This is a genomic window from Streptomyces sp. A0592 (assembly GCF_004795115.1).
GTDB lineage: Bacteria > Actinomycetota > Actinomycetes > Streptomycetales > Streptomycetaceae > Streptomyces > Streptomyces erythrochromogenes.
The window spans coordinates 107,963-130,561 of sequence record NZ_SSBM01000004.1 but is presented as its reverse complement, the minus strand read 5'-3'; the positions used below and the strand labels follow the sequence as shown (position 1 = coordinate 130,561).

General features: G+C 72.9%; 17 protein-coding genes and 1 riboswitch. Of the genes, 8 read left to right on the top strand and 9 right to left on the bottom strand.

The genetic code is table 11. The features are described from left to right. Nucleotides 1–30 precede the first annotated feature (30 nt). Genes E6U81_RS08135 through E6U81_RS08125 form a run of 3 tightly spaced genes read right to left on the bottom strand, consistent with a single transcriptional unit; the run spans nucleotide 31 to nucleotide 4,672 of the window. Complete coding sequence (locus E6U81_RS08135) at nucleotides 31–1,233, bottom strand: nucleotide pyrophosphatase/phosphodiesterase family protein (protein WP_136229415.1); 1,203 nt, start codon at nucleotides 1,231–1,233, stop codon at nucleotides 31–33. After that, on the bottom strand, nucleotides 1,233–1,832 hold the full coding sequence (locus tag E6U81_RS08130; RefSeq protein ID WP_069924106.1) for a DUF5998 family protein: 600 nt from the start codon (nucleotides 1,830–1,832) through the stop codon (nucleotides 1,233–1,235). Before E6U81_RS08130 ends, E6U81_RS08135 begins: the two co-directional genes overlap by 1 nt. A gap of 50 nt (nucleotides 1,833–1,882) precedes the next feature. Next, on the bottom strand, nucleotides 1,883–4,672 hold the full coding sequence (locus tag E6U81_RS08125) for a bifunctional GNAT family N-acetyltransferase/acetate--CoA ligase family protein (protein ID WP_136229414.1): 2,790 nt from the start codon (nucleotides 4,670–4,672) through the stop codon (nucleotides 1,883–1,885). A gap of 184 nt (nucleotides 4,673–4,856) precedes the next feature. Between E6U81_RS08125 and E6U81_RS08120 the strand changes: the two genes are divergently transcribed. Continuing rightward, nucleotides 4,857–5,138, top strand: a complete 282-nt coding sequence (locus tag E6U81_RS08120; RefSeq protein WP_030026990.1) for an HPr family phosphocarrier protein — start codon at nucleotides 4,857–4,859, stop codon at nucleotides 5,136–5,138. A gap of 248 nt (nucleotides 5,139–5,386) precedes the next feature. Here E6U81_RS08120 and E6U81_RS08115 read toward each other — a convergent pair whose 3' ends face one another. The 4 genes from E6U81_RS08115 to E6U81_RS08100 form a co-directional block, all read right to left on the bottom strand. After that, complete coding sequence (locus tag E6U81_RS08115; RefSeq protein ID WP_136229413.1) at nucleotides 5,387–6,064, bottom strand: GntR family transcriptional regulator; 678 nt, start codon at nucleotides 6,062–6,064, stop codon at nucleotides 5,387–5,389. Nucleotides 6,065–6,272: 208 nt separating this feature from the next. Then, nucleotides 6,273–7,073: a M23 family metallopeptidase gene (locus tag E6U81_RS08110; RefSeq protein WP_136229412.1), complete on the bottom strand. Its 801-nt coding sequence runs from the start codon at nucleotides 7,071–7,073 to the stop codon at nucleotides 6,273–6,275. 12 nt (nucleotides 7,074–7,085) lie between these two features. After that, nucleotides 7,086–7,245: riboswitch (cyclic di-AMP (ydaO/yuaA leader) on the bottom strand. Between the two features lie 184 nt (nucleotides 7,246–7,429). Further along, entirely contained in the window at nucleotides 7,430–8,797 is a 1,368-nt protein-coding gene (locus E6U81_RS08105; RefSeq protein ID WP_136229603.1) for a pitrilysin family protein, read from the bottom strand. A 20-nt stretch (nucleotides 8,798–8,817) separates the two neighbouring features. Next, nucleotides 8,818–10,191, bottom strand: a complete 1,374-nt coding sequence (locus tag E6U81_RS08100; protein ID WP_206309877.1) for a pitrilysin family protein — start codon at nucleotides 10,189–10,191, stop codon at nucleotides 8,818–8,820. Between the two features lie 235 nt (nucleotides 10,192–10,426). On the opposite strand from E6U81_RS08100, the gene E6U81_RS08095 reads away from it, so the two are divergent. The 4 genes from E6U81_RS08095 (at nucleotide 10,427) to E6U81_RS08085 (ending at nucleotide 16,456) form a co-directional block, all read left to right on the top strand. Continuing rightward, nucleotides 10,427–12,883, top strand: coding sequence for a DNA topoisomerase IV subunit A (locus E6U81_RS08095; protein WP_136229410.1), 2,457 nt, complete (start codon nucleotides 10,427–10,429; stop codon nucleotides 12,881–12,883). Nucleotides 12,884–12,989: 106 nt separating this feature from the next. Beyond that, nucleotides 12,990–15,065: a restriction endonuclease gene (locus E6U81_RS08090; protein ID WP_206309876.1), complete on the top strand. Its 2,076-nt coding sequence runs from the start codon at nucleotides 12,990–12,992 to the stop codon at nucleotides 15,063–15,065. Nucleotides 15,066–15,248: 183 nt separating this feature from the next. Beyond that, nucleotides 15,249–15,404, top strand: coding sequence for a hypothetical protein (locus E6U81_RS39700; RefSeq protein WP_168714583.1), 156 nt, complete (start codon nucleotides 15,249–15,251; stop codon nucleotides 15,402–15,404). Between the two features lie 140 nt (nucleotides 15,405–15,544). After that, nucleotides 15,545–16,456 carry a CAP domain-containing protein gene (locus E6U81_RS08085; RefSeq protein ID WP_136229409.1) on the top strand — a complete coding sequence of 304 codons (912 nt, stop codon included), beginning with the start codon at nucleotides 15,545–15,547 and terminating at the stop codon, nucleotides 16,454–16,456. A gap of 29 nt (nucleotides 16,457–16,485) precedes the next feature. On the opposite strand, the gene E6U81_RS08080 is transcribed toward E6U81_RS08085, so the two are convergent. Both E6U81_RS08080 and E6U81_RS08075 read right to left on the bottom strand, forming a co-directional pair. Further along, nucleotides 16,486–17,589: a GTP-binding protein gene (locus E6U81_RS08080; RefSeq protein ID WP_136229408.1), complete on the bottom strand. Its 1,104-nt coding sequence runs from the start codon at nucleotides 17,587–17,589 to the stop codon at nucleotides 16,486–16,488. A 24-nt stretch (nucleotides 17,590–17,613) separates the two neighbouring features. Beyond that, a complete protein-coding gene (locus E6U81_RS08075) occupies nucleotides 17,614–18,774 on the bottom strand; it encodes a citrate synthase/methylcitrate synthase (RefSeq protein ID WP_136229407.1) in 1,161 nt (386 codons plus the stop codon). A gap of 80 nt (nucleotides 18,775–18,854) precedes the next feature. On the opposite strand from E6U81_RS08075, the gene E6U81_RS08070 reads away from it, so the two are divergent. The 3 genes from E6U81_RS08070 to E6U81_RS08060 all read left to right on the top strand — a co-directional run bounded on the left by E6U81_RS08070 (nucleotide 18,855) and on the right by E6U81_RS08060 (nucleotide 22,562). Then, entirely contained in the window at nucleotides 18,855–20,096 is a 1,242-nt protein-coding gene (locus tag E6U81_RS08070) for a citrate synthase (protein WP_136229406.1), read from the top strand. 166 nt (nucleotides 20,097–20,262) lie between these two features. After that, nucleotides 20,263–21,864 carry a sensor histidine kinase gene (locus E6U81_RS08065; protein WP_240803711.1) on the top strand — a complete coding sequence of 534 codons (1,602 nt, stop codon included), beginning with the start codon at nucleotides 20,263–20,265 and terminating at the stop codon, nucleotides 21,862–21,864. Continuing rightward, a complete protein-coding gene (locus E6U81_RS08060) occupies nucleotides 21,861–22,562 on the top strand; it encodes a response regulator (protein WP_136229404.1) in 702 nt (233 codons plus the stop codon). The genes E6U81_RS08065 and E6U81_RS08060 overlap by 4 nt, the downstream gene beginning before the upstream one ends. Nucleotides 22,563–22,599 lie beyond the last annotated feature (37 nt).

The following is a 22,599-nucleotide window of genomic DNA, read 5'->3' as shown; positions in this document are numbered from 1 at the left end:
CGTGGGCGGGTACGGGGACGGCCGGGGGGGTCAGGTGCGGATTTCGAGCAGCGGGACGAGCTGTTCCGCCGCGGTCATGGAGCCGTGCATTCCGGCGAGCGCCGACTCGTTCGGCTCGTTGCGCGACGCGGTGATCGCGACATCGGCCTGGGCCGCCGCGACCACGTCGCCGATACGGCCGAGCACGCGCTCGTCGCACTCCCCCGGCGGGCCGAACCAGCCCAGCTCCAGGGCCTCTTCCCGGCTCGCCACCCAGAAGCGGTCGCCGAGCACCTCGCGCCAGACCGTCAGCACGTCGGCCTGCGCCCCCGGCACCGCGTACACGTGCCGGGCCCGGCCCTCTCCGCCCAGCAGGGCGACGCCGGCGCCCAGCTCCCAGTCCTCGTCGAAGTCGATCCGCGCGTCCTCGTCGAAGGGGACGTCGACCATGCCGTGGTCGGCGGTCACGTACAGGGCGGTGCGCGGCGGGAGCTGCTCGGCGAGCCGCTGGACGAGCCGGTCCACGTACATCAGCTGGCCGCGCCAGGCGTCGGAGTCCACGCCATGGCGGTGGCCGGCCCCGTCGAGCTCGCTGTAGTAGGTGTAGACGAGCGAGCGGTCACCGGCTGCGAGGCGCTCGGCGGCCACGTCCATCCGCTCCTCGCCGGTCATCCGGCCCAGGAAGGTGCCGCCGCTGAGGGCGACCTTGGTGAGCGGGGTGGTCTGGAAGGCGGGCGAGGACACCTGCGCGGTGGCCACGCCGGCCTTGTCGGCCTCCTGGAACACCGTCGGGTACGGCTGCCACGGCTTCGGCGGGGCCCACGGGTGCCAGCGGAGCTGGTTCATCAGCTCGCCGGTGGCCGGGTTGCGCACGGCGTAGCCGGGCAGCCCGTGGCGGGCCGGCGGCAGCCCGGTGCCGACGGAGGCCAGCGAGGTGGCGGTGGTCGCGGGGAAGCCCGCGGTGATCGGGCGTCCGGTGCCGCCGCGGGAGCTGCCGAGGAGGGAGGCGAGGTACGGGGCCTCGTCCGGGTGGGCCTTGATCTGCTCCCAGCCCATGCCGTCGACGAGGAACACGCAGTTGCGGTCGGCCGGGGTCAGCTCGGCGATGGCGGCGCTGTAGCCGGGCACGCCCTGCCCGGCCACGAGCGTCGGCAGCAGGTCGGCGAGCGACCCGGCGCCGTACTCCGGGACGGGGGCGCCGGCCAGGTCCAGCAGCTCCGGCTCGGTCCAGTCCTGCGGTGCGGAGTACACCATCAGCGGGCGGAGGGGGAGGACGTGGCCGCGGTCGCCTCGCTCAGCGCCTGCGCGAAGACGAGGGTCTGGCGCACCGCCTCCGGCCCGTCGCCGGCCTCGCTGACCCGCAGGCTGAGGTCGTCGGCGGTGGAGTTGCCGGTGTAGCCGTGGTCGGAGTCGCAGTTGGGGTCGCCGCAGGCGGCCGGCTCCAGGTCGATCCGCGAGACCGCGCCCCAGCCGATGGTCAGGACGACCTCGCGGGGCAGGGTGCCGGGGGTGTAGGACTCCGGGTTGGCGACGACGCGGCTGAGCACGACGGAGGAGATGCTGGAGAGCTTGACCGACTCGGTGGAGGTGGTCGCGTACGGGGACGGGGACCCGGCGTCGGCGGCCTGCTCGTCGGTGTGGCTGACGATGAAGCGGTTGCCGGTCAGGACCAGCACGGTGACGTGGCGGCGCACCTCGTTGGAGTCGAAGGTCGTCTCCTGGTGGACCAGGTACGACGAGATCGGCTCGCCGCCCACCGCGGCCTCCACCGCCTCGGCCACGAGGGCCGGGTAGTAGCCGCTGCGCTCGATCGCCGTGCGCAGCCCCTGGGTCGTCGTACCGGATTTCGCCATGGGGTCAATGGTAAGGCCCCTCGGCTGCCGTCCTACCGCGCCGTACCCGCTCAGTAACTGGGGAGGGTCCGCGGCCCGAGATCGCCGCGGGCGGGCGGATGGGCGACCCGGACCGTGGCGCTGAGCACGGAGATCCCCTCGGCGGCGACGACGACCGGTTCCAGGGAGACGCCGATCACCTCGGGATGGTCGTCCACCAGCCGGGACAGCCGCAGGAGCACCTCCTCCAGGGCGGGGGTGTCGACCGGGTCGCTGCCGCGCCAGCCGAAGAGGAGGGGCGCCGCCCGGATGGACCGGATCAGTCCGGCGGCGTCCCGGTCGGTCGCCGGGACCAGCCGGTGGGCGGTGTCGCCGAGCAGCTCGGAGGCGACCCCGGCGAGCCCGAAGGAGAGGACGGCGCCGGCGGCCGGGTCGATCACGGACCGGACGACGGTGTCGACGCCCCGCGGCACCATGGCCTGGACCACGGGCTGGAGCTCCGCCGGCTTGCCCAGCGCGTCGGTCAGCTCCTCGTACGAGCGCCTCAGCTCGGCCTCGTTCGTGAGGTCGAGCCGTACGCCGCCCAGGTCCGCGCGGTGGCGCAGGTGCGGGGCGGTGGTCTTGAGGGCGACCGGGTAGCCCAGGACCACGGCGGCCCGGACGGCGGCGTCGGCGCTGGGTGCGGGGAGCGTCGGCAGGACCCGGATCCCGTAGCGCGCGAGCAGCTCGCGGGCGTCCCAGTCGCTCAGCTTCAGCACGGCCCCGCCGTCGACGTCCGCGAGCAGCCCGGCGAGCTGGGCCGCGGCGCCGGCCTCGTCGATGTCCTCGTACTCGGGGACCTGCCCGGCGTCCGCGAGGGCCCGCCGCCACTGCCCGTAGCGCACGGCCTCGGCGACGGCCTTCACGGCGCGCTCGGCGGCGGGGTAGCTGGGGATCCGGTCCGGGTCGGCGGTGGCGGTGGTGGCCGCGAGGGCGGCCGGGGTCCAGGGGCTGCTGTCCGCGGCGGGCCGGTCCGGCGCCGCGGCGGCGGGTCCGCGGGTCGCGGACAGGGCCTGCACCAGCTCGGCGAGTTCCACGTGCACGACCGCCACCGGCTTGCCGGGGGCCTCGGCGACGGCCTCGCGGAGCGCGTCGGCGAGGTCGTCGGCGAGGGCGTGCTCGCTGACCCACGGGATGGCGGTCACGACCACCGCGTCGCAGTCGTCGGAGGCGAGGGCGGCGGCCAGCGCGGTGCGGAAGTCCGCCGGGGACGCCGCGGTGGTCAGGTCCAGGGGCGGCAGCGGCCGCAGGCCCTGCGTCAGGCAGGCGTCGTAGGTGAGGACCCCGAGGGACTCGGAGTTGCCGAGGATCGCGATCCGGGGTCCGGCGGGCAGCGGCTGGGAGGCCAGCAGCAGGCCGACGTCCACCAGCTCCGTGACCGTGTCGACCCGGATGACGCCGGCCTGCCGCAGGAGGGCCGAGACGGTGTCCTCCGACAGCCGGGTGCCGGGGACGACGTGCCCGGCGGGGGTGTGGCGGCCGCCCTTGGCGACGACGACGGGCTTGACGGCGGCGGTCCGGCGGGCGAGGCGGGTGAACTTCCGCGGGTTGCCCAGGGTTTCGAGGTAGAGCAGGGCGACGTCGGTGGCCTCGTCCTCGTACCAGTACTGGAGGATGTCGTTGCCGGAGACGTCGGCCCGGTTGCCCGCCGAGACGAAGGACGACAGGCCCTCGCCGCGCCGCAGCAGCGCCGAGAGCAGGGCGATGCCGATCGCCCCGGACTGCGTGAACAGGCCGGTCCGGCCGCGCGTCGGCATCGGCGCGGGGGTCAGCGAGGCGTTGAGCTCCACCTCCGGGGCGGTGTTGATCACCCCGTAGGCGTTGGGTCCGATGAGGCGCATCCCGTACGAGCGCACCTGCCTCAGCAGCTCGCGCTGGCGGGCGAGTCCGGCCGGGCCGCTGTCCCCGTATCCGGCGGAGAGGACGACGAGGCCCTGCACGCCGTGCTCGCCGCAGGCGGCCACCGCGTCGGGCACCCGGTCGGCCGGGACCGCGATCACCGCGAGGTCGACGGGGGCGCCGACGGCCTCGACGGAGCGGTAGGCCCGCACCCCGTCGAGGAGGTCGCGCGTGACGGCCTCGTTGACGGCGTAGAGGTGGCCGTGGAAGCCGCTGTCGCGCAGGTTGCGCAGGGCGGCGGCGCCCACGCCGGCGCCGGAGCGGCTGACCCCGACGACGGCCACGGAGCCGGGGGCCAGCAGGCGCTGCACGGAGCGGGCCTCGGCGCGCTGTTCCCGGGCGCGCTGCACGGCGAGGGACTCCGCGGTGGGTTCGAGGTCGAGGGTGAGGTGGACGGAGCCGTCCTCGAAGCTGCGCTTCTGCTCGTAGCCGACATCCGTGAACACCTTGATCATCTTGGTGTTGGCGGGCAGCACCTCGGCGGCGAACCGGCGGATGCCGCGCTCGCGCGCCACCGCGCCGATGTGTTCGAGGAGCGCGGAGGCGACCCCGCGGCCCTGGTGGGCGTCCTGGACGAGGAAGGCGACCTCGGCCTCGTCGGCGGGAGCGGAGGCGGGCCGGCCGTCGGGACCGATGCGGTCGTAGCGGACGGTGCCGATGAACTCCTCGCCGATGGTCGCGGCGAGGCCCACCCGGTCCACGTAGTCGTGGTGCGTGAAGCGGTGCACGTCGCGGTCGGAGAGGCGGGGGTAGGGCGCGAAGAAGCGGTAGTACTTCGACTCGTCCGAGACCTGCTCGTAGAAGCTGACGAGCCGGCCGGCGTCCTCGGTGGTGATGGGCCTGATCCGGGCGGTGCCGCCGTCGCGGAGAACGACGTCCGCTTCCCAGTGGGCCGGGTAGGACGGGTCCGACTCTATGGTCATGCGCATACCTTACGGCCGGACCGGGCCGGGCGGCGCTCGCGCGGCGTGGTAGGCAAGGCGGACAAACCGGTGCAAGCTGGGGAAGGTCGAGGAGCGGCGAAATTCGGGCCGAAGGTCGGTCGGAGCATTCAGGGTGCCGTGAGAGACTGGTCTAGACAACCGTAAGAACCTGAAGGGCATCACCATGGCAGAGCGCCGCGTCAACGTCGGTTGGGCCGAGGGCCTGCACGCTCGTCCCGCCTCGATCTTCGTCCGTGCGACGACCGCTTCCGGCGTCCCGGTGACCATCGCGAAGTCCGGCGGCGACCCCGTCAACGCCGCCTCCATGCTGGCGGTACTGGGCCTGGGCGCCCAGGGTGGCGAGGAGATCGTCCTCGCCTCCGAGGCCGAGGGTGCGGAGGCCGCACTGGACCGCCTCGCGAAGCTGGTCGCCGAGGGTCTCGAAGAGCTCCCCGAGACCGTCTGACCCTTCGGGTTCATCCCGCGCAACGCGAACGGCGAGGCCGCGACCCCCGCAAGGGGCCGCGGCTTCGCCGTTTCCGGAACCGGGGAAATGCGGCCCCACGGAAAAGCCGACCGGCGCCGCCGCTCCGGGCAGCATTCCACCGCGCAGCATTCCGCGGCACGACGTTCCGCCCGCCCGCAGGAATTCGGCGCAGGGCATCGCCCCGCGCATCGAATTCGCGCTATTCCACCCTTTGTATACGGCTCCTGTTAATGCCGGCCGCTCGGCATGTTTACGGCAGGTTGCGAACTGCTCACCGCCGACCGCTGCCGCAGCCGGTGCGCGGCCGCCGCGCGGTCGGCGTGGACCGCGGCCAGCGTCCGCGCCCGCTCGGCGTCACCGCGGGCCACCGCGTCCACGATCGCACCGTGTTCCGCCCAGGACTCCGCGGGCCGGACCGGCGCCTCCACCACGAACATCCACGCCACCTTGTGCCGCATCTGGGTGAGCAGCGCGATCAGTCCGGGGCTGCCGGAGGCCTGTGCGAGCGTCTCGTGGAACCAGCCCCCCAGCGCCCGCAGATCCTCGCCCTGGCCCCGCCTGGCCCGCTCCTGACCCAGCCTGACCAGCCCGCGCAGCACCTTGAGGTGCGCGTCGGTACGGCGCCGGGCGGCCCTGGCGGCCGCGAGCGGCTCCAGCAGCATCCGCAGCTCCAGCAGATCCGCCGCCTCCTGCGCGGTCGGCTCGGCCACACAGGCCCCGGCATGCCGCCGCGTGGTCACGAAACCCTCGGACTCCAGCGTCCGCAGGGCCTCGCGGACCGGGACGCGCGAGACCCCGTACCGGCGGGCCAGTACCTCCTCGGTCAGCCGGCCACCCGGTTCGAACACCCCGGAGACGATGTCGTCGCGAATTGCCGTGCATACCGCGTGCGCAGGAATACGCAAGACCGAACCTCCGCCTATTTCCGACCACCAGCCCCCATGCGCACTCACGCGCACGCATCGACTCTATTGCAGCACAGCATAATTTCGAGAGCGGACGGAAATCCGAAACATTGCGTCCGAACGCAAAAACACGAAGACCCCGGCTCGGGAGGCGGGGTCTTCGTGAAGCGGTGCGCTGGCGCTGTGCCCGGTGGGCGGCGCGGAGGGGTCAGAGGCTGACGCCGTGCGAGCGCAGGTACGCGATCGGGTCGATGTCCGAGCCGTACTGCGAGCCGCTGCGGGCCTCGAAGTGCAGGTGCGGGCCGCTGGAGTTGCCGGTGGAGCCCGACAGGCCGATCTGCTGGCCCGGGGTGACCTGCTGGCCGACGGAGACGTTCAGCGACGACATGTGGCCGTACTGCGTGAACGTGCCGTCGTTGTGCTTGATGACGACGTTGTTGCCGTACGCGCCGCCCCAGCCGGCCTCGACGACGGTACCGAAGCCCACTGCGTGGACCGAGGTGCCGGAGGCGGCGTGGAAGTCGATGCCGGTGTGGCTGCCGGAGGACCACATGCCGCCGCCCGCCTTGTACTGCGTGCTGACGTAGGAGTCGTCCAGCGGGGAGACGAAGGTGTTGAGGCGCTTGCGCTCCTCCTCGCGGGCGGCGCGCTCGGCGGCCTCGCGCTCGGCCTTCGCCTTGGCCTCGGCGAGGCGCTTGGACTCGGCGGCCTTCTGCTTGGCGTCGGCCTCGGCCTGCGCCTTGGCGGCGGCGTGCTCGGCGGCGCGCTGCTGGGCCTCGGCCTGGTCCTCGATGTCGCCCGCCAGGTCCTCGGCGACGACGACGGCACCCAGCCCGTTCTCCGGGGCGGAGCTGCTGTGGTTGTCCGCGGCGAAGGCCGGGGCGGCGAGGGAGCCGACCACGCCCGTGGTGGCGATCGCGGCGATACCGGCGTAGCCGGCGGTCTTCTTGCTCAGGCGGCTGGAACCACGGTGCTTGCCGGTACCAGCGGGACGACTGCCAAACGCCATGAAGGGTTTGATCCTTTCCTTCCTTCTCGCCTACCGGGTTAGCTGACGGGTTCGGAGCAGGAAGGTCTCCTACGGGCCTCCTCTTGCGAGGGGGTCCGATTCACCCCAGGGACTGATGTGGGTCCCCGGCTCCCCAGGCTCGCGCCTGACGGGGACTCGGCGATCGCTGCCCGGTGCCGCGGGTGCGGCGGGCACAACTGACGGACAGCACGCCCGACGCTAGGCGGATCATCAGTCAATCGCCAAACAGACGCGCCTTTTTGTTGCGTACGCCACACCGCATACAAGCAACCTCACCACTAAACGGACAAAAAGGGGCTCCGGCGGAAAACCGCCGGAGCCCCTTGCGCCCTGCGTCAGTTGGTGACGACGGTGACCTCACCGATCCCGAGGGCCCGCACGGGCTCCTCGATCAGTGCGGCGTCGCCCACCAGGATCGTGACCAGCCGGTCCGCCGGGAACGCCTTCACGGCCGCCGTGGTGGCCTCCACGGTGCCGGTTTCGGCCAACTGCGCGTACAGCTGTGCCTGGTAGTCGTCCGGCAGCTCCTGCTCGACCTGGTCGGCCAGGGTGCCGGCGACCGAGGCGGCCGTCTCGAACTTCAGCGGAGCCACGCCCACCAGGTTCTGCACGGCCACATCGCGTTCGGCGTCGGTCAGGCCGCCCTCCGCGAGGGTGCGCAGCACCTTCCAGAGGTCCTCCAGCGCCGGTCCGGTGTTGGGGGTGTCCACCGAGCCGCTGATGGCGAGCATCGAGGCGCCCTTGCCGTCCGCGGTGGAGCGCAGCACCTGGCCGAAGGCGCGCACCCCGTAGGTGTACCCCTTCTCCTCGCGCAGCACCTTGTCCAGGCGGGAGGTGAGGGTGCCGCCCAGGCAGTACGTGCCGAGCACCTGGGCCGCCCACACCCGGTCGTGGCGGTCCGCCCCGATCCGGCCGATCAGCAGCTGCGTCTGGACCGCGCCGGGCCGGTCGACGATGACCACGCGGCCGGTGTCGTCGGCGGTCACCGGCGGGACGGGGCGGGCCTCGGCCGTGTCGCCGGTCCAGGCGCCCAGGGTGTCCGCCAGCACGGCGTCCAGGTCGATGCCGGTCAGGTCGCCGACGACCACCGCGGTGGCGGTGGCGGGGCGTACGTGGGCCTCGTAGAAGGCGCGTACGGCGGCGGAGTCGATCCGCGCGACCGTCTCCTCGGTGCCCTGGCGCGGCCGGGACATGCGCAGGGACGCCGGGAAGAGCTCCTTGGAGAGCTGCTTGGCGGCGCGGCGCTGCGGGTTGGCCAGCTCGTGCGGGATCTCGTCGAGCCGGTTGCGCACCAGCCGGTCGACCTCGGCGTCGGCGAACGCGGGGGCGCGCAGCGCCTCGGCGAGCAGGCCCAGCGCCTTGGCCAGCCGGGAGGCCGGGACCTCCAGGGAGACCCGCAGGCCGGGGTGGTCGGCGTGCGCGTCGAGGGTGGCTCCGCAGCGCTCCAGCTCGGCCGCGAACTCCTCGGCGGTGTGCTTGTCGGTGCCCTCCGACAGGGCGCGCGCCATGATGGTCGCCACGCCGTCCAGGCCCTCGGGCTCGGCGTCGAGGGGCGCGGTGAGGTTGATCTCGACCGCGACGACCTGCTGGCCCGGGCGGTGGCAGCGCAGCAGGGTCAGCCCGTTGGGCAGCGTCCCGCGCTCGGGGGCCGGGAAGGCCCACGGCTGCGGCTCGCCGGCCTGCGGGCGCGGGTGGAAGGTCATCGTGACGGCTGCGGTGTCGCTCACTGCTCCGCCCCCTCGTTCTCGTCGCTGTCGGCGTTCTCTTCGCCCTCTTCGCCTTCGGCGCCGTCCGCCGCGAGCGGCTCGTAGACGAGCACCGCGCGGTTGTCCGGGCGCAGTCGGGCCGCGGCCGCGGCCTGCACCTCCTCGGCAGTGATGTCGAGGACGCGCCGGACGGCGGTGAGGGCCAGCTGCGGGTCGCCGAACAGCACCGCGTACCGGCACAGTTCGTCGGCGCGGCCGGCCACCGTGCTCAGCCGGTCCAGCCACTCGCGCTCCAGCTGCGCCTGCGCGCGCTCCATCTCCTCGGCGGTCGGGCCCTCGGCGGCGAACCGCGCGAGCTCCTCGTCGACGGCCGCCTCGATGGCGGGGATCTCGACCCCGCTGGAGGTCTTGACGTCCAGCCAGCCCAGCGACGGCGCCCCGGCCAGGCGCAGCAGGCCGAAGCCGGCGGCGACGGCCGTCTGGTCGCGGCGTACCAGCCGGTTGTGCAGCCGCGAGGACTCGCCGCCGCCCAGGATGGTCAGGGCCACGTCGGCGGCGTCGCACTCGCGGGTGCCGTCGTGCGGCAGCCGGTAGGCGGCCATCAGCGCGCGGGCCGGGACCTCCTCGACGATCTCCTCGCGCAGCTGCTCGCCCATGATGTCGGGCAGCGAGCCGTCACGGGGCGGCTGCTTGCCGTCGTGGGCGGGGATGGTGCCGAAGTACTTCTCGATCCAGGCGAGCGTCTTCTCCGGGTCGATGTCGCCGACGACCGACAGCACCGCGTTGTTGGGCGCGTAGTACGTACGGAAGAAGGCGCGGGCGTCCTCCAGGGACGCGGCGTCCAGGTCGGCCATGGAGCCGATCGGGGTGTGGTGGTACGGGTGGCCCTCGGGGTACGCCAGGGCGGTCAGCCGCTCGAAGGCGGTGCCGTACGGGACGTTGTCGTAGCGCTGGCGGCGCTCGTTCTTGACGACGTCGCGCTGGTTCTCCATCGACTCGTCGTCCAGGGCGGCCAGCAGCGACCCCATCCGGTCCGCCTCCAGCCAGAGCGCGAGCTCCAGCTGGTGGGTCGGCATCGTCTCGAAGTAGTTGGTGCGCTCGAAGCTGGTGGTGCCGTTGAGGGAGCCGCCGGCGCCCTGGACCAGCTCGAAGTGCCCGTTGCCGGATACGCTCGCCGAACCCTGGAACATCAGGTGCTCGAAGAGGTGAGCCAGGCCGGTGCGCCCCTTGACTTCGTGGCGCGAGCCGACGTCGTACCAGAGGCAGACCGCGGCGACCGGGGTCAGGTGGTCCTCGGACAGCACCACGCGCAGGCCGTTGGCCAGCCGGTGCTCGGTCGCTGTCAGGCCGCCGGAGCCGGCCTGGGCTGTGGCCGTGTGACCCATGGGCATGTGGTCCCTTCGATCGCGATGTAGAGATTTCCGTCAGACCTGCCACTGTATGCAAGCGCGTCGGCCACCGGATAAGTTCCCGGGCCAGACCTGGGTCGGAGTCGGCGTTGTCGGTCGCTCGGGACACAATGGTCCGCGTCGTACGTCCTGACGGACCCGGCACGCCCCAGCCAGACCCCACCAGACCAGCCAGACACCCAGCACATCCCATTCTTGGTTAAGGAGCCGCGCAGCGATGGCCCGCCGCAGCACGAAGACCCCGCCGCCGGAGGATTTCGAGGAGAAGATCCTCGACATCGACGTCGTCGACGAAATGCAGGGCTCCTTCCTCGAGTACGCGTACTCGGTGATCTACTCCCGTGCCCTGCCCGACGCCCGGGACGGCATGAAGCCGGTGCACCGCCGGATCGTGTACCAGATGAACGAGATGGGTCTGCGTCCCGACCGCGGGTACGTGAAGTGCGCCCGCGTCGTCGGCGAGGTGATGGGCAAGCTCCACCCCCACGGCGACGCCTCCATCTACGACGCCCTCGTGCGCATGGCCCAGCCGTTCTCGATGCGGCTGCCGCTGGTCGACGGCCACGGCAACTTCGGTTCGCTCGGCAACGACGACCCGCCGGCCGCGATGCGCTACACCGAGTGCAAGATGGCCGACGCCACGTCGCTGATGACGGAGTCGATCGACGAGGACACCGTCGACTTCACCGCCAACTACGACGGCCAGGAGCGGGAGCCGGTCGCGCTCCCCGCCGCCTACCCGAACCTGCTGGTCAACGGCGCGTCCGGGATCGCGGTCGGCATGGCGACCAACATGCCCCCGCACAACCTCGGCGAGGTCATCGCGGCCGCCCGCCACCTGATCCGGTACCCGCACGCGGACCTGGAGGCGCTGATGCGCTTCGTACCGGGTCCCGACCTGCCCACGGGCGGCCGGATCGTCGGCCTCTCGGGCATCAAGGACGCCTACGAGAACGGCCGCGGCACCTTCAAGATCCGCGCCACGGTGGCCGTGGAGAACGTGACGGCGCGCCGCAAGGGCCTGGTCGTCACCGAACTGCCCTTCACGGTCGGCCCCGAGAAGGTCATCGCGAAGATCAAGGACCTGGTCGGCTCGAAGAAGCTCCAGGGCATCGCCGACGTCAAGGACCTCACCGACCGCGCCCACGGCCTGCGCCTGGTCATCGAGATCAAGAACGGCTTCCACCCGGAGGCCGTGCTGGAGCAGCTCTACAAGCTGACGCCGATGGAGGAGTCCTTCGGCATCAACAACGTGGCGCTGGTGGACGGGCAGCCGCTCACCCTCGGCCTCAAGGAGCTGCTGGAGGTCTACCTCGACCACCGCTTCGAGGTCGTCCGGCGGCGCAGCGAGTTCCGCCGCACCAAGCGCCGGGACCGGCTGCACCTCGTCGAGGGCCTGCTCGTGGCCCTCATCGACATCGACGAGGTCATCCGGCTCATCCGCGACAGCGAGAACTCCGCCCAGGCCAAGGCCCGGCTCATGGAGCGGTTCTCGCTGAGCGAGACCCAGACCCAGTACATCCTGGACACCCCGCTGCGCCGGCTCACCAAGTTCGACCGCCTGGAGCTGGAGTCCGAGCGCGACCGGCTGACGGGCGAGATCGACGAGCTGACGGGGATCCTGGAGTCCGACAACGAGCTGCGCAAGCTGGTCTCCGCGGAACTGGCCGCCGTTGCGAAGAAGTTCGGCACCGAGCGCCGTACGGTCCTGCTGGAGTCGGCGGGCACCACGGTGGCCGCCGTTCCGCTGGAGGTCGCGGACGACCCGTGCCGGGTGCTGCTGTCCTCGACGGGCCTGTTGGCCCGTACGGCGAACGGCGAGCCGCTGCCGCAGGACGAGGGCGGCGCCCGGGCCAAGCACGACCTGATCGTCTCGCAGGTCGCGGCGACCGCGCGGGCCGACGTCGGCGTGGTCACCTCCGCGGGCCGGCTGCTGCGGCTCTCGGTGATCGACCTGCCGCAGCTGCCGGACACGCACGCCGCGCCGAACCTCGCGGGCGGCGCGCCGGTCTCGGAGTTCCTCTCCGGGCTGGAGGCGGACGAGAAGGTGGTGTGCCTGACCTCGCTGGACGAGTCCTCGCAGGGTCTGGCGCTGGGCACCGAGCAGGGCGTGGTCAAGCGCGTCGTGCCGGACTACCCGGCCAACAAGGACGAGCTGGAGGTCATCACCCTCAAGGACGGCGACCGGATCGTCGGCGGGGTGGAGCTGCGCACGGGCGAGGAGGACCTGGTCTTCATCACCGACGACGCCCAGCTGCTGCGCTACCCGGCGGCCCAGGTCCGCCCGCAGGGCCGTCCTGCGGGCGGCATGGCGGGCATCAAGCTCTCCGAGAACGCCAAGGTGATCCACTTCTCGGCCGTCGACCCGGGCCGTGAGGCCGTGGTGTTCACGGTGGCCGGCTCGCACGGGACCCTGGACGACTCGATGCTGTCCGGGAAGCTGACTCCCTTCGACCAGTACCCGCGCAAGGGTCGGGCCACCGGCGGCGTGCGCTGCCAGCGGTTCCTGAAGGGCGAGGACCTGCTGGTCCAGGCCTGGGCCGGCGGCTCCCCCGCCCGCGCGGCGGCCGCGAACGGCACTCCGGCCGAGCTGCCGGCACCGGATCCGCGCCGGGACGGCTCGGGGACGGCCCTTCCGGCGGTCGTGGCGACGCTGGCGGGACCCGCACTGTAGGGGTTCCGGACCATTCGGGTGGTACGTCCTGGGGACGTACCACCCGAATGGCGACTAGTGTTTTCCCTCTTGGCACTGTCGGGTGGGGCGGGAGAACACAGAGCTGATGAGTCGTCGGTCGGGCGGTTTGATCGGGGACTGGGCCGAGGCCCAGCGCCGGATGCAGCAGACGCAGCTGATCCAGCACCGCGAGGCGGAACGCCGACAACGGGCGTACGAACGCGATGCGGCCCGCAGCCGTCGGCAGCACCGGGAGTCCGAGGCCCGGCGGCGCACCGCCGAGATCGACGCCGAGGTGGCCGCCCTGCAGGGCCTGCTGGTCACTGGATGTCGGGCGCCTGCCTTCCGGATGACCACCCTGGTGCGATCCGAACAGCTGGAGCCGTTCAGCCCCGGCACCCTGGCGCAACCGGTGCCGATGCCCCGGATCGAGCAGTTCCAGCACCAGAGCAGCGGCTGGACCCTCGGGTCGGCCAACCGGGCCCAGGCCGAGCGGGAGGCACACGCCCGGTACACCCAGGCCTGGCAGGCAGCGAATGCCGCCGAGGCACAGCGGCAGCAGCAACTGACGGCGTACCGGCAGCAGTACGACCAGTGGGCCGCACAGCAGCTCGCCGCGATCCGGGCGCACAACGACGGGCTCACCGAACTGGCCGGGGCGCTGCGCTCGGGCGCTTCGGAAGCGGTGGTCGAATACTTCTCGGCCGCCCTGTACACCTCCACGGCCTGGCCCGAGGCGCTGCCCCGCCAGGTGACGGCGGCGTACGACCCGACGAAGCGCGAGCTCGTCCTGGACTGGGAGCTGCCCGGGTACGCGGTGGTGCCGGAGGCCCGCTCGGTCCAGTATCTGCCGAGTACGGACCAGGACAGGGTGAAGCCCCGCTCGGTCACGGAACGACGGGCGCTGTACCGGGACCTGCTGGCGCAATCCACGCTGCTGGTCATACGTGAGATGTACGCGGCGGACGAGTTCGGTGTGCTCGACTCGGTCGTGGTGAACGGCTTCGTCGACTGCCCCGATCCTGCGACGGGCCGTGAGGCACAGTTCGTGCTCGCCTCGGTGTCGGCGCCCCGCTCCGCCTTCGCGGGGCTTCGGCTGGAGCAGGTCAGCGCGGTGGACTGCCTGGTGGAGGGGTTGCGCGGGCAGCTGTCGACGCGGCCCGACCAGCTGACGGCCGTGCGTGCGGGGCGCAGGCCCGACGAGGTCGGCGGCGGAGTCGTCAGCCACGGCGGTCACGCGGGCGACGACGAGGACGAGCCGGACCTCTTCGTGATGGACCCCATCGCCTTCGAGAACCTGGTGGCGGAGCTCTTCCGGGCGATGGGCATGGAGGCGGTGACCACGCAGCGGTCCGGTGACGGCGGCGTCGACATCGAGGCGAACGACCCGTCCCCGATCACGGGCGGACGGATCGTGGTCCAGGTCAAGCGCTACCGCAACACCGTGCCGCCCACGGCGGTACGGGACCTGTACGGCACGGTCCAGGACAAGGGGGCGAACAAGGGGGTGCTGGTCACCACCTCGTCCTTCGGGCCGACGTCGTACACCTTCTCCAACGGCAAGCCGCTGGAGTTGGTTCCCGGGGAGAAGCTGGTGGAGCTCCTGCACCAGTACGGGCTGCGCGGGCGCCTCGGTGGCGGCCCGGCGGCCCCGGCCCCGGTCCCGGCGCAGCGCGCTCCCGAGCCCGCGCCGTCGGACGACCACAACGTGCTCGGCATGACCTGGTCCGGCCGGGTCGCGCTGGACGTGTGCGCGCTGGTCTGCACGGGCAACCGGGTGCTCAGCGAGGACCACTTCGTGTTCTTCAACAACCCGCGCACGCCGGAGGGTTCGGTACGCGCCCGAGCGCACGCGGCGCCGGACAAAGCGGCGCTGGAGGTCTCCTTCGAGGCCCTGCCGCGCGAGGCCGACCGGCTGGTGCTGGTGGCCGCCGTGGACCCGGAGGCCGATCCGCATGCCGACCTGGCCGGTTTCACCGACGCTCGGATCCGGCTCCTGGACGCGGCGGGCGCGGAGGCCGGGCAGCTGGAAGTCTCCGACGGCCGGGCCGGCGAGACCGCGCTGGTGCTGGGCTCGTTCCGGCGCAGGCCGAACGGCGACTGGGACTTCGTGATCGGCGGCAAGGGATACCGGGGCGGCCTGGGGGACCTGCTGCGCGAGTACGGCGTCGAGGTGGCGTAGAGGTGGACCGGGTGGACGGGTCCGGCAACGGGTCTCCGGAGCCGGTCCGGTGGGGCTGGATCGTCATCGACACGGCGACGCGCCACCTGTACGGCTTCCGGCCGAAGCTCGTCCATACCCCGCGCGTCCTGGAACGGCTGCGGGAGGAGCGCTACGCGCGGCTTCGCCACGGCGGACCATGCGGTGGACGCCGCCGCGGTGCTGGAGCGGTACGCGCGCCAGTACCGCGCCGAGACGGCGCCGTGGAGTCCGCATCCGGACCGCTGTCCGTGTCACGCCTGCCTCACCGGCGAGGCCGGGTACGCGGACCACTCGGACGGGCCGGCCGCCGCCGGGTAGGCGCGGGTCGGGCCGGACAGCGGGATCGGGCCCGATCCGGCCCGACCAACCGGGTCACGCGGAAAAGTGTTATCGCCGCCCGCCCCGCGGGTCTCCCCAGTGTCAGGCCAAGTGGGCCGTCACACCTCTGAGGAGATGCGATGCAGTTGCGCGACGACGAGTTCGGGCAGGGCGTGGACAGGGCGGAGCCGGACCGGTCTTCCGGGCCGCGTCACGCGGGCCGGGTGGCGGGCGGCCGCCGCCGGACCCGCAGGAAGCTGCCCGTGCCGGCAGCGGTCGCCACCGTGGTCCTGCTGACCGGAGCCGGGAGTGCCTACACGCTCATATCCGGCGAGGCTCCTTCCCGCACCGCGGCGACGGCTTCCTCCTCGGCCTCTTCCTCCGACGCCGTCGGCCCCGCCCCTCTGGGCGGCGGCCCGTCGGCCGGCCCGGCCTCACCCACCGCCGGGGCGGGCGCGGCGGAGGAGACCCCCACAACCGGGGCGACACCGAGCGCGAGCGCCACCGCCGCCTCCCCCTCGCGTACGGCGGCGTCGGCCGAACCCGCGTCCAAGCAGTCCGCGGAGAATGACCGGCCCGCGCAGCCGACCCGCGGCCCTGCGGGCAGCGGTCCGGTGGGACCGGACCCGAAGGTGCCCGGGGTCCGTATCGCGACGCAGGAGGTCCGAACGGCCCAGTCGTTGTCGCTGCAGCTGCTGAACAGCGAACGGGCCACCGTGGGCAGGCCTCCGCTCGTGCTCAAGCAGGACCTCAGCGACTTCGCCCGCAAGTGGGCCGAGCACATGAAGAAGAACGGGTTCGGCCACTCCTCCCACGAGGAACGCGCCTACCTGAACACCGGCTCGCGTACCTGGACGGGCGAGAACATCGTGTGGTGGAGCGATGCCTCGATGACTGCCCAGGAAGCCGCCGAGAAGTTCCAGTCGATGTGGCGCCACAGCCCTGGCCACTACAAGGCCCAGGTCAGCGCGGAGTTCACGGAGGTCGGCGTGGGCCTCCACCACGACGCCTCCGGCTGGTGGGGCGTGCACAACTTCTCGGACGGCAAGTAGGGGGCCGGGCCGCACCCGGCACTCGGTGATCAGTACGCCGGGGGCATCGGAGGTGTCTCGGACGTGTCCGCCTCGGGGGCGTCGACCCAGTCCTCCGCGGGCCGGTCGACGTACCGCAGCACGCCCCACATGCTCTCGGGGCTCGCGTCCTGGGGGGCCTCCTCGCGGCAGGCGTCCAACTCCCGCAGCAGGCCCTCGCGGTCGGTGCCCGAGCCGATCAGGACCAGTTGCGTCAGGCGGTCTTCGCCCCTCCCCCAGGGCTGCGGGGCGAAGCGGAGAAAGCGGCCGACCGCCTGGATCTCGTAGCGCTCCTCGTGTCCGGGGACCCCGAACCGTACGAAGCCCTTGATCCGGTAGAGCCCGGCCGGGCGCCGGTCGAGGAAGTCCATGAACCGGCGCGGGGAGAGTGCCTGCTGCGAGGTGAACTCGATGCTCTCGTAGGCGGTGTGCGCGTGGGTGCAGTGGTCGTGGCCCTCGGCCTCCGCGAGCAGGTCCTCGAAGGACAGCTGCCCCCGGGTCTCGGTCCAGGGCCGGCGGTCGAAGAGCAGCTCCGGGTCGATGCGGCCGTGATCGGCGGCCACGACCGGGGTGCCCGGCGCGCAGAGCGCGGCGAGTTCGGTCTCGATCCTGGCCCGTTCGCCCGGGGCGACCCGGTCGATCTTGTTGAGCACCACCAGGTCCGCGACGGCGAGGTGGCGGTCGGTCTCCGGGTGCCGGGCCCGGGTGGCGTCGAATTCCGCCGCGTCCACGACCTCCACCATGCCGCCGTACCGGACGGCCGGGTTCTCGTTGGCCACCAGCATGCGGATCATCTCCTCGGGCTCGGCCAGGCCGCTCGCCTCGATGACGATCACGTCGATCCGGTGGACGGGCGCGGAGAGCTTCTCCAGGTACGCGTCCAGCTCGCTGCCGTCGACGGCGCAGCACAGGCAGCCGCCGCCGAGGGAGACCATCGAGTCCCCGACCTGGCCGGCCACCGACATCGCGTCGACCTCGATGGAGCCGAAGTCGTTGACCACGACCCCGATGCGGGTGCCGCCGCGGGCGGCGAGGAGGTGGTTCAGCACGGTGGTCTTCCCGGATCCGAGGAATCCGGCGAGGACGACGACGGGGATGGGCTGCCTGCTGTTCACCCGATCGATCGTAGCCAGGCCCGGTCAGTCCATCGGCGGCACCGGCTGCGGAGGGGTGGGTCCCGTGTACCGTGCGGCCGGTCGGATGATCTTCGAGTCGGTGGCCTGTTCCAGGATGTTCGCGCTCCAGCCGACGACCCGGGCCGCGCAGAAGGTCGGGGTGAACATCTCGCGCGGCAGCCCGCACAGCTCCATGACCACGCCCGCGTAGAACTCCACGTTGGTGTGCAGTTCGCGGCCCGGCTTGAGTTCGGCGAGGATCTCCTCGACCTGCCGTTCGACCTCCACGGCGAAGTCCACGAGGGGGCCGCCGAAGCCGAGGGCGATCTCGCGCAGCATGCGTGAGCGGGGGTCCTCGGTGCGGTAGACGGGGTGCCCGAAGCCCATGATCCGGTCGCCGGCCAGGACGCGTTCGCGAATCCACGGCCCGATCCGGTCCACGGTGCCGATCGCGTCGAGGGTGTCCAGGGCCCGGCTGGGGGCGCCCCCGTGCAGCGGTCCGGAGAGCGCGCCGACGGCCCCGGTCAGGCAGGCGGCGACGTCGGCGCCGGTGGAGGCGATCACCCGGGCGGTGAACGTCGAGGCGTTGAAGCCGTGGTCGACGGTGGATATCAGGTACCGCTCGACCGCGCGGGCCCGGGCGGGGTCGGGCTCCTCGCCGGTCAGCATGTAGAGGTAGTTGGCCGCGTACGGAAGGTCCGCGCGCGGCTCGACCGGCTCCAGGCCCTGGCCCAGCCGGTGCAGGGCGGTCAGCAGGGTAGGCACCGCGGCGCAGGCCGCCAGCGCGTCCGCGGCGCGGCGCTCGGGGGTGAGGTCGTACACCGGGCGGAAGCCGGCGGAGGCGCCGAGCAGCGAGAGGGCGGTGCGCAGTCCGGCCAGCGGGCCGGAGAGCCGGGTGGCGCGGGCCAGGTCCGGCAGGACCGCCCGCACCTCCTCGGGGAGCCGGCGCAGCGCGGCGGTCTCGGCGGCGAAGGCGGCCCGTTCGGCGGCGTCCGCCGGGAGGTTACCGCGGAACATCAGGTGCCACACGTCCTCGAAGCTGCGGCCGGCGGCGAGCTCCACGGCCGAGTACTGGCGGTAGTGGTAGAAGCCCTCGCGGCCCCGGACGTCGCCCAGCTCGGTGTCGGTGACCACGACTCCCGCGAGGCCCCGCGGTCCTTCGATGGTGCTGTCGGTGGTGTTCATGCATCGACCATCCATGATGGATTCAATCGCTGTCAATATTGATTGAATCAACATTTCAATGCATCTGTAGGGTGTTCGGCATGAGTGACCAGACGGACGGCGGCGGCAGCAGCAGGCTCAGCACGCAGGAGGCGGCGCGGGTGCTCGGCGTGAAGCCGGCGACGGTGTACGCCTATGTCAGCCGGGGCCAGCTCGCCAGCCGCCGCGATCCGGCTGGGCGGGGCAGCAGTTTCGACGCCGCCGAGGTGGAGGCGCTGGCCCGGCGCAGCCGCCGCGAGGCGGCGGCTCCCGCCGCCGGTGAGCTCACCGTCCGCACGGCGCTCACCCTGATCGAACCCGACCGGTTCTCCTTCCGGGGCGTCGACGCCGTGGCCCTGGCCTCGCGGTACCGCTACGAGGAGGTCGCCGAGTGGCTCTGGACGGGGACCCTGACCCGCGGGGCCCGGTTCACCGCTCCGGCGGAGGTGCTGGAGGCGGCCCGCCGGGCGGTGGACGCCCTGCCGGCGCACAGCGGCCCGGTCGACCGGCTGCGGGTGGCGGTCGCCGCCGCCGCGGTGGCGGACCCGCTGCGTTTCGACCTGTCGGAGGATGCCGTGCTCGGCTCCGCGCGCTGCCTGATCCCGACGCTGGTCGGCGCCCTGCCCGCGGCGGGCAGCGGGTGGGCCGGCGACGACCGCATCGCCCGGCAGCTGTGGTCCCGGCTGACGCCGCGGAAGCCGGACCCGGACGCCCTCGCCGTACTGGACCTGGCCCTGGCGCTGCTGGTCGACCACGACCTGGCCGCCTCCACACTGGCCGTACGGGTTGCCGCGTCGGCGCGCGCGCACCCGTACGCGGCGGTGTCGGCCGGGCTCGGCGCGCTCGAAGGACCGCTGCACGGCGCCGCCGGACGGCTCGCGCACCGGATGCTGGTGGAGGTGCTGGAGCAGGGCGGTGCCGCACCGGTGGTCGCCGAGCACCTGCGGGCGGGACGCCGGGTCCCCGGCCTGGGCCACCGCCTCTACCAGGGCGAGGACCCCCGGGCGGGGGCGCTGTTCGCACGGCTGGAAGGGCTGGAGCAAGCCGCCCCCGCCCTGGCGGCGGCCCGTGAGGTGGTGGCGGTGATGGCCCGTCAGGGCGGGCTGCACGCCAACGTGGACCTGGCGCTGGCGGTCCTGTCGGTGTCCTGCGGCATGGCCGCCGAGGCCGGTGAGACGGTCTTCGCGGTGGCCCGCACGGCGGGCTGGATCGCCCACGCGCTGGAGGAGTACCAGGAGCGCCCGCTGCGCATGCGGCCGAGCGGCCAGTACCACGGCCCCCGCCCGCCCCAGCCGATGCCTTAGCGGGCCGCGCCTCGTCCTCCCGGCCGAGCAGCACGGCCGGTTCACCCGCAGTGACGCGGGGAACACGGCCCGGGCAGGACGGGAGTGGGGTACCCGACAAGCGGGGCGCAAATGTTCCGCTTGTGCCGGGGCCGACCTACCGTTGCTGTCCATGCGGTTCCCCCTCATGAGCGCTCGGCGCCTCGGGCTGCCCAGACGGGCGGTCTCGCAGATCCTGCTGACCCAGCTGGCCATCGCGGCCGGGGTCGTCGTCCTGGCCACGGGACTGTTCCTCGCACCGCTCAGCGCCCAGCTCGACGACCAGGCCATGCGCCGTGCCCTGGCCATCGCGCAGAGCGCCGCGGCGGACCCCGCGATCGCTTCTGGCCTCCTGGACTCCGGTGCCTCGGCGGACAGCCCGGTGCAGGCCTCGGCCGAGCGGATCCGCCGGGCGACGGGCGCCGAGTACGTCGTCGTCCTCGACCTGGACGGCATCCGCCGCTCGCACCCGAGCCCCGACCGGATCGGACTGCCCGTCTCCACCGACCCGAGCGACGCCCTGGCCGGCCGCGAGGTCATGGAGATCGACGACGGCACCCTGGGGCGCTCCGCACGCGGCAAGGTCCCGCTCGTCGCCGCCGACGGCGAGATCGTCGGCGCGGTCTCGGTCGGCATCGCCTACGACAGCGTCCGCGACCGCCTGCTCGGGGCGATACCGGGCCTGCTCGCCTACGCCGGCGGCGCCCTGGCCGCGGGCGCCCTCGCCGCCTACCTCCTCTCCCGCAGGATCCAACGCCAGACCCACGACCTGGCCTTCTCCGACATAGCCGGCCTGCTCGCCGAACGCGAGGCCATGCTGCACTCCATCCGCGAAGGCGTGATCGCCCTCGCCCCGGACGGCCGGGTCCGGCTGGTCAACGACGAGGCCGCCCGCCTGCTGGGCCTCACCCCGGACTCCACCGGTACCTTCGCCGGACGCCCGCTGGACGACGTCCTCGGCGCCGGCCGCACCGCCGACGTGCTCTCCGGCCGGGTGACGGGCCGGGACCTGCTCACCGTCCAGGGCCCGCGGGTCCTCGTCGCCAACCGGATGCCCACCGCAGACGGAGGCGCCGTAGCCACGCTGCGCGACCGCACCGAGCTGGAGCACCTGGGCCGCGAGCTCGACTCCACCCGTGGTCTCATCGACGCCCTGCGCGCCCAGGACCACGAACACGCCAACCGTCTCCACACCCTCCTCGGCCTGCTGGAGCTGGGCCTGCACGAGGAGGCGGTGGAGTTCGTGACGGAAGTCGTCGGCGTGCACCGCACGACCGCCGAGCAGGTCACCGAGAAGGTCCACGACCCTCTGCTGGCCGCCCTCCTCGTGGGCAAGGCCACCGTTGCCGCCGAGCGCGGCGTCCCCCTGCGGCTGGCGGCCGCCACCCTCCTTCCCGACCGCCTGGTCGACCCCGGCGGGCTCGTCACGATCGTCGGCAACCTGGTGGACAACGCCCTGGACGCCGCCGCCGGCGGAGCGGCGCCCCTGGTCGAGGTGGAGCTGCGTGCGGAGGGCCGTACCGCCGTGCTGCGGGTGCGCGACAGCGGCCCCGGGGTCCCCGCCGCGCGCCGCGAGGACATCTTCACGGAGGGCTGGTCGACCAAGCAGCCCCGGGCCCACCGCGAGCGCGGGCTGGGCCTCGCCCTCGTACGCCGCCTCGCGGAGCGGCAGGGCGGCAGCGCCCGGGCCGGTGAAGCAGCGGACGGAGGGGCGGAATTCTCCGTCGTACTTCCGGAGGCCCTGCGGTGAACGAGACCCCGATCCACGTATTGGTCGTCGACGACGACATGCGTGTTGCCCGGATCAACGCGGCGTACGTGGCGAAGGTTCCCGGTTTCCAAGTCATCGCGCAGGCCCATTCGGCCGCCGAGGCCCTGGACTTCCTCTCCGCCCATCCGGTGGACCTGGTCCTCCTTGACCACTACCTCCCCGACGAGAACGGCCTGGACCTGGTCCGCCGCCTGCGCCAGCGTGGCGACGGGACCGATGTGATCATGGTCACCGCCGCCCGCGACCTCGCCACCGTGCAGGCCGCCATGCGCCTGGGAGCCCTCCAGTACCTGGTCAAGCCGTTCACCTTCGCCGGGCTGCGCACCCGGCTGGAGGCGTACGGCTCGCTGCGCCGCGCCCTGGAGACGGGCGGTGAGGCCGAACAGGCCGAGGTGGACCGGATCTTCGGCGCCCTCGCCGGCGCGGCGTCCGTGAACGAGCTGCCCAAGGGCCACTCCCCCACCACGGCGGAGCTGGTCCGCCAGGTGTTGCGCTCCGCCGAAGGCCCCCTGTCCACCCAGCAGATCGCGGACCGCGCGGGCATCAGCCGCCAGACCGCCCAGCGCTATCTGAAGCTCCTGGAACGCTCCGGCCGCGTCTCCCTGGCCCTGCGCTACGGCGAGACCGGCCGCCCGGAGCACCGCTACGCCTGGCTCCCGTCGGAGGGGCGGGCCTGACGCCCCCGACCTGCCCCTCCAGGCCCGTCCCTCCGGT